This window comes from Streptomyces sp. UH6 (assembly GCF_013421635.1).
Lineage (GTDB): Bacteria > Actinomycetota > Actinomycetes > Streptomycetales > Streptomycetaceae > Streptomyces > Streptomyces abyssomicinicus.
This window is the reverse complement of sequence record NZ_JACADT010000435.1, coordinates 1-4647: the sequence shown is the minus strand read 5'-3', so window position 1 is coordinate 4647 and position 4647 is coordinate 1. Positions and strand designations below refer to the sequence as shown.

Annotated in this window: 3 protein-coding genes; 1 reads left to right on the top strand and 2 read right to left on the bottom strand. The window is 70.2% G+C overall.

Annotated elements, in window-relative coordinates:
- Positions 1 to 19 precede the first annotated feature (19 nt).
- Positions 20 to 1303, bottom strand: coding sequence for an MFS transporter (locus tag HW445_RS19295; RefSeq protein ID WP_180222242.1), 1284 nt, complete (start codon positions 1301 to 1303; stop codon positions 20 to 22).
- Positions 1304 to 1314: 11 nt separating this feature from the next.
- Entirely contained in the window at positions 1315 to 3192 is a 1878-nt protein-coding gene (locus HW445_RS19290; RefSeq protein WP_180222241.1) for a WD40 repeat domain-containing protein, read from the bottom strand.
- A 453-nt stretch (positions 3193 to 3645) separates the two neighbouring features.
- Here HW445_RS19290 and HW445_RS19285 point away from each other — a divergent pair, with 453 nt between their 5' ends.
- Positions 3646 to 4416: a flavin reductase family protein gene (locus HW445_RS19285; protein ID WP_180222240.1), complete on the top strand. Its 771-nt coding sequence runs from the start codon at positions 3646 to 3648 to the stop codon at positions 4414 to 4416.
- Positions 4417 to 4647 lie beyond the last annotated feature (231 nt).

Below are 4647 nucleotides of genomic sequence, written 5' to 3'. Positions count from 1 at the left end.
CGCCGGCCGCCCGCCCTCGCTATCCGACGGGCGTGTCACCGCGCACGGGTTCACCGGGGACGGCGGCCTCCGCCGCGCTCCAGCGGGACCAGAAGCGGGCGAGGCACAGCAGCGACAGGCTCGACGTCAGGCCGAGGAACACCAGTACCGCGGTGCCTCCCCACGCCTGTTGCACCAGCGGGATCAGCAGCGGGGCGATCAGGATCGGCGCGCCGCCCATGAGGTTGAACAGGCCCTCCGCCCTGCCGATGACCTCGGGCGGCAGGTACTTGACGTTGATCAGAGCGGTGACGGCGGTCAGGGCGGAGCGCATGGTGAAGAAGACCACCATGCAGATCACGAAGAGGGTGGTCGACGGCAGCGTCATGGCGAACAGGGCCAGGGTCATGGCCGTGGCGGAGGCTGCCAGGACCATGCGGGGGCGGGTGCGGGCCCGGGCGGCGATGTAGACGCTTCCCGCCAGCGCGCCGAGGTTGGCGACGGCCTGGGCGGTGCTGACGCCGCTGGCGGGCATGTGCCACTCGTCGCGCAGGTACCAGACCATGAAGGAGAGCACGCCGATGCCGCTGGCGAAGTGCAGCGGCAGGGCCATCGCCTCCGCGTAGAGGACCCGCTTCTCGGCCTTCACCACCTGCCAGCCGTCGAGGATGTCACGGCCCAGGCCGGAGACGAGCCGCCCTCCCGCCAGGGCCGGGGGCCGTTCCTTCGCGGGCGGGTGGACGCCGAGCAGCCAGACGACGATCGGGGCGAGGAAGGTGGCGGCGTTGAACCAGAGCAGCCCGAGGTATCCGACGAGGCCGAGGCCCACGGCGACGAGGAGCGGGCCGGCGATGTTGGAGGTGACGAACAGGCTGCTGAGCACCGCCCGGGACCGGGCGGCGTTGCGCGGGAACATGCCGGGGACGCCGGTGATCCATCCTGTCCGGTACATCTCGCCCCCGAGCTGCACCAGGGCGGCCATGCAGAAGAGGACCGGGGTGGAGGGGTCTCCGGCCAGCACGCTCAGGTTGAGCGCCACCGCGCCGGCGAGCTGGACCATCAGCCCGGGGACGACGAAGACGCGGGGGCCCCAGCGGTCCACGATCGCGCCCAGCCAGGGACTGAGCAGCAGCATGGCCGGGGCCAGGGCCGCGAGGAGGGACATCGTCACCAGGGACCCGGTGAGGTCGTAGACGAACAGCGGGAGACAGACCTTGTAGGCGGCTTCTCCGAGGTTGTTGACGAAGTTCCCGGTGGCGAAGACGAGGAAGCGGCGGTCGTGCCAGGGAGCGAGTTCCTCGTCGGGCACGGTCTGCTGGGGCATCGTCGGCTCTCTCACTCGGCCGCGGACGGCCGGCTCCGCAGCGTGTAGCGGGCGGGGCGGCGCGGCAGCCAGTGGTCCTCGAGCTTGGCGAACGTACCGTCCTCGGGTGACTTGTCCAGGCGGTAGAGGGACAGCAGGCCGGTGCGGCAGCCGAGGAGGAGGTGCGGTCGGCCGCTGTCGTCGCGCACGACGGTGAGGGCCTTGGGGTAGTCGGGGAGGTCCTCCAGGAATCCGACGAACTCGTCGTTCTCATAGGTGTAGGCGGCGACCTGCATGCCGTAGGAGCTCACGCAGACCAGGCCGTCGGCGACGGTCGCGTTCTCGGCGGTGTTGGACAGCAGGTCCTTCCAGGTGCGGGTCACGCCGTGACCGACGGCGATCTCCTTGAGTCCTCCGTCGCCGACGACGTACAGGAAGTCGCCCTGCGCCCACATGCGCTTGGGGTACTCGCCCTGGTCGAGGCGCCACGTCAGCCGGTCGTCTCCGGCCTCGAAGACGGCGATGACGCCGTTGCGGGTGGCCAGTACCCGGCTCCCGTCCGGGAGGTAGGCGCACGCCCACACCGGCAGCCCGTCCACGGAGAGGGAGGCGAGGGTCTCTCCGGTCGCGGTGTCGAGCTCCAGGGCGCCGGCGTTGCTCGCGACGAGGGCCCGGGCGCGGTCCGGTGAGGCGGCGACGGTGTGCAGCAGCCCTTCCGGGAGGGAGCGGCTCCACAGGACCTCTCCGCCACGGCGGGCGCGGAAGACCTGGCGGTCGCGGCTGACGCCGATCCAGCCGCCGTCCACCGGCGTGAGGCGCCTGGTGAAGCCGTGGCCGCTCTCGTGGTCCTCGAGGATGTGCAGGGTCGGTCCGCTGGGGACCTGTCGGACCTCCGCGACCGCGACGCCGGAGTCGGTGGCGCAGTACAGCACGGACGGGTCCTCGGCCGAGGGCTGGATGTCCCAGACCGCCTGCCGTCGGAAGCCCAGCCCCTGGACGAAGGAGCCGTCGGGGGCGAGGCGCACGATCTCCCCGTCCTGGCACAGGACGTAGAGGTCGCCGGCCGGGCTCACGGTGATGTCGCTGAGCTGGTGGGAGAAGCCCGTCACCACGCGCTCGACGCGGAGTTCCCGGTCGGTGTTGTCGAACACGTACAGCTCGCCGTCGAATCCGCCGGAGTACGCCCGCGTGAAGTCGGGAGAGAAGGCGACGAATTCCACGTCGTCGCGGGCGAAGAGCAGTTCGCTCTCCTTGACGCCGTCCGGACTCACCGTCACCACACCGTTGGCGATGTCCGCGGTTTCGCCCTCGCCGAAGTCCTGGGTGCACCAGAAACGGTCGTGCCGGGCGTCGTAGCGGACCCGGTGGATATTGCCGTCGTCGAGCTTCACATGGGCGGGGAATTCCAGGTCGGAGAAACTTCCGAACCGGAGATTCCCCTTCTTGTCCGATATCGCGTGCAAGGTCGGATGCTCGGTGCACGCCCATTCCATGGGGCTGGACCCGCATATGTTGGGGCGGATTTCCAGGACGTCGAAGGTGTCCAGGTCGAGGACCAGCATCTGGTGGTGGTAGCCGCCGGTCACGAAGACGCGGCCCTCCCACACCCCGATGCCGCGCGAGCTGACCGGGGAGGGCTCCTCACCCTCGATCAGGGTCGACGGGTCGCAGACGGTGGCGGGGTCGAGGCGGTTGACGAGGTCGAGGGTCTCGAGCGACCAGCGCAGCACCGCGCCCATGCGGTCCTTGCCGATGACCCAGCCGTCGGCGACCGTGAGGCCGTAGAGCGGCCGGCCCTGCCGCAGGCGGGGGGAGGAGCGGACGAGCCGCAGCTCCTCGTCGAGGACGTGGACGCGGCCGAAGGAGTCCGACACGACCAGGCCCGTGCCCTCTACGTGGAGAATTCTCATGACGCGGTCTGTCAGTTCCACAGCAACTGTCCCCTTGTTCGTCGCTTGCGGGAGAGATAGGAGAAGCCGGCCGGCCGGAATGGGCATCCCGGCCGGCCGGACTCGGAGCCCGCATCAATTGCGGGTCGGACGACCATGTGGTCACTTCGCGGCGATGACGTTACGACGGACCGGCTTCTTCATGGGAGAGCACCCCCTTTCCGATTTTCGAATCCATTCGACGGATCGATTGAACAAGGCTCCGTCGAATTGCGGCAAGAGAGTCTTGCGTGACCTGGATCACACGGTCGCCGTGTTTCGCGCCGGACGGGCACGGGCAGCCCAGGGCATTCGCCGCGCGAAGAACGAGATGGCTCGAATTGGCCTGTTCCCCGTGGTGCCCGAGGGATTGGATGGGCGATCCGCCATCGGCTCGCGCTCGCGCGGGCCGACCCGACGCAGGCAAGGTGGCACGTGTCCCGCGAAATCCCCGGCCAACTGTGGAAGAAGGCCACGAGCACCGTAGGCCTCGTGGCGGTGCGCCACGAGGACGGCGTGAACGTGATGTCCGCGGAGTGGTCGTACTTCGTGAACAAGGAACCCCTGTACGCCGCCGTGGTGCTGGGTCCCCGCGCACGGACACGCGAACTCCTCCCGTTGAAGGGCGAGTTCAGCCTCACGTTGTGCTCCGAGGAGCAGGCGGAACTCGCCGACTTCGCCGGCAGCTTCTCCATCGGGGACATCGACAAGACCGGGGCCGAACTCCTCGGTTTCGGCGCGCCGGAGGTCACCGGAACCCCGTGGGTCGAAGGCGGCCTGGTGGCCCTCGAGTGCGTCCTGCGTGACACCGTCCCCTTCCCCGTGCACACGATGTTCGTGGGCGAGGTCGTGGCCGTGCACCTTCCCGACACGGACCGCAGGCCGCTGGTCAAGCACGGCCCGATGCACTCCCTCGGCGAGCCCGTGCGGCGTACCGCCGTGGTGGCCACCGCCCAGATACGCGCGGACCGCACCCTGCGGGTGGCCGCGACGGGCCCCGCGGCGCAGGGCGCCGACGTCTGGCGGGTGTACCTGCTGAACGGCGACGGGACGAAGGTGGAGCTGGGAGAGCACCCGTCCCACGAGTACGGGGACTTCCTGGTGGACCTCCCGCTGCCCGAGGCCCTGCTCTCCACGGCCGACGCACGGATCATGGTGGAGCGCGAGGGGGCACGGCCGGGCTACGCCCGCGTCCTCGGTGCCTGACGCCGCCGTGACCGGTGCCTGACGCCGCCATGATCGGTGCCTGACGCCGCCATGGGGTGACGCCCCCTGCGCACCTCGGGCTGCGCGGTGCGGCTTTGCGCGGCCGCAGCCCGCGGTCCCGTCCCTCCACCCCCAGCCCCTGAAGGTCCCGCCGCCCCCGTCGTTCCCGTCGCCCTGCCGCAAGTCCACGGCGGCGAACGAACGCCTGCACGGCCGGCAGGGCGTGAGCCG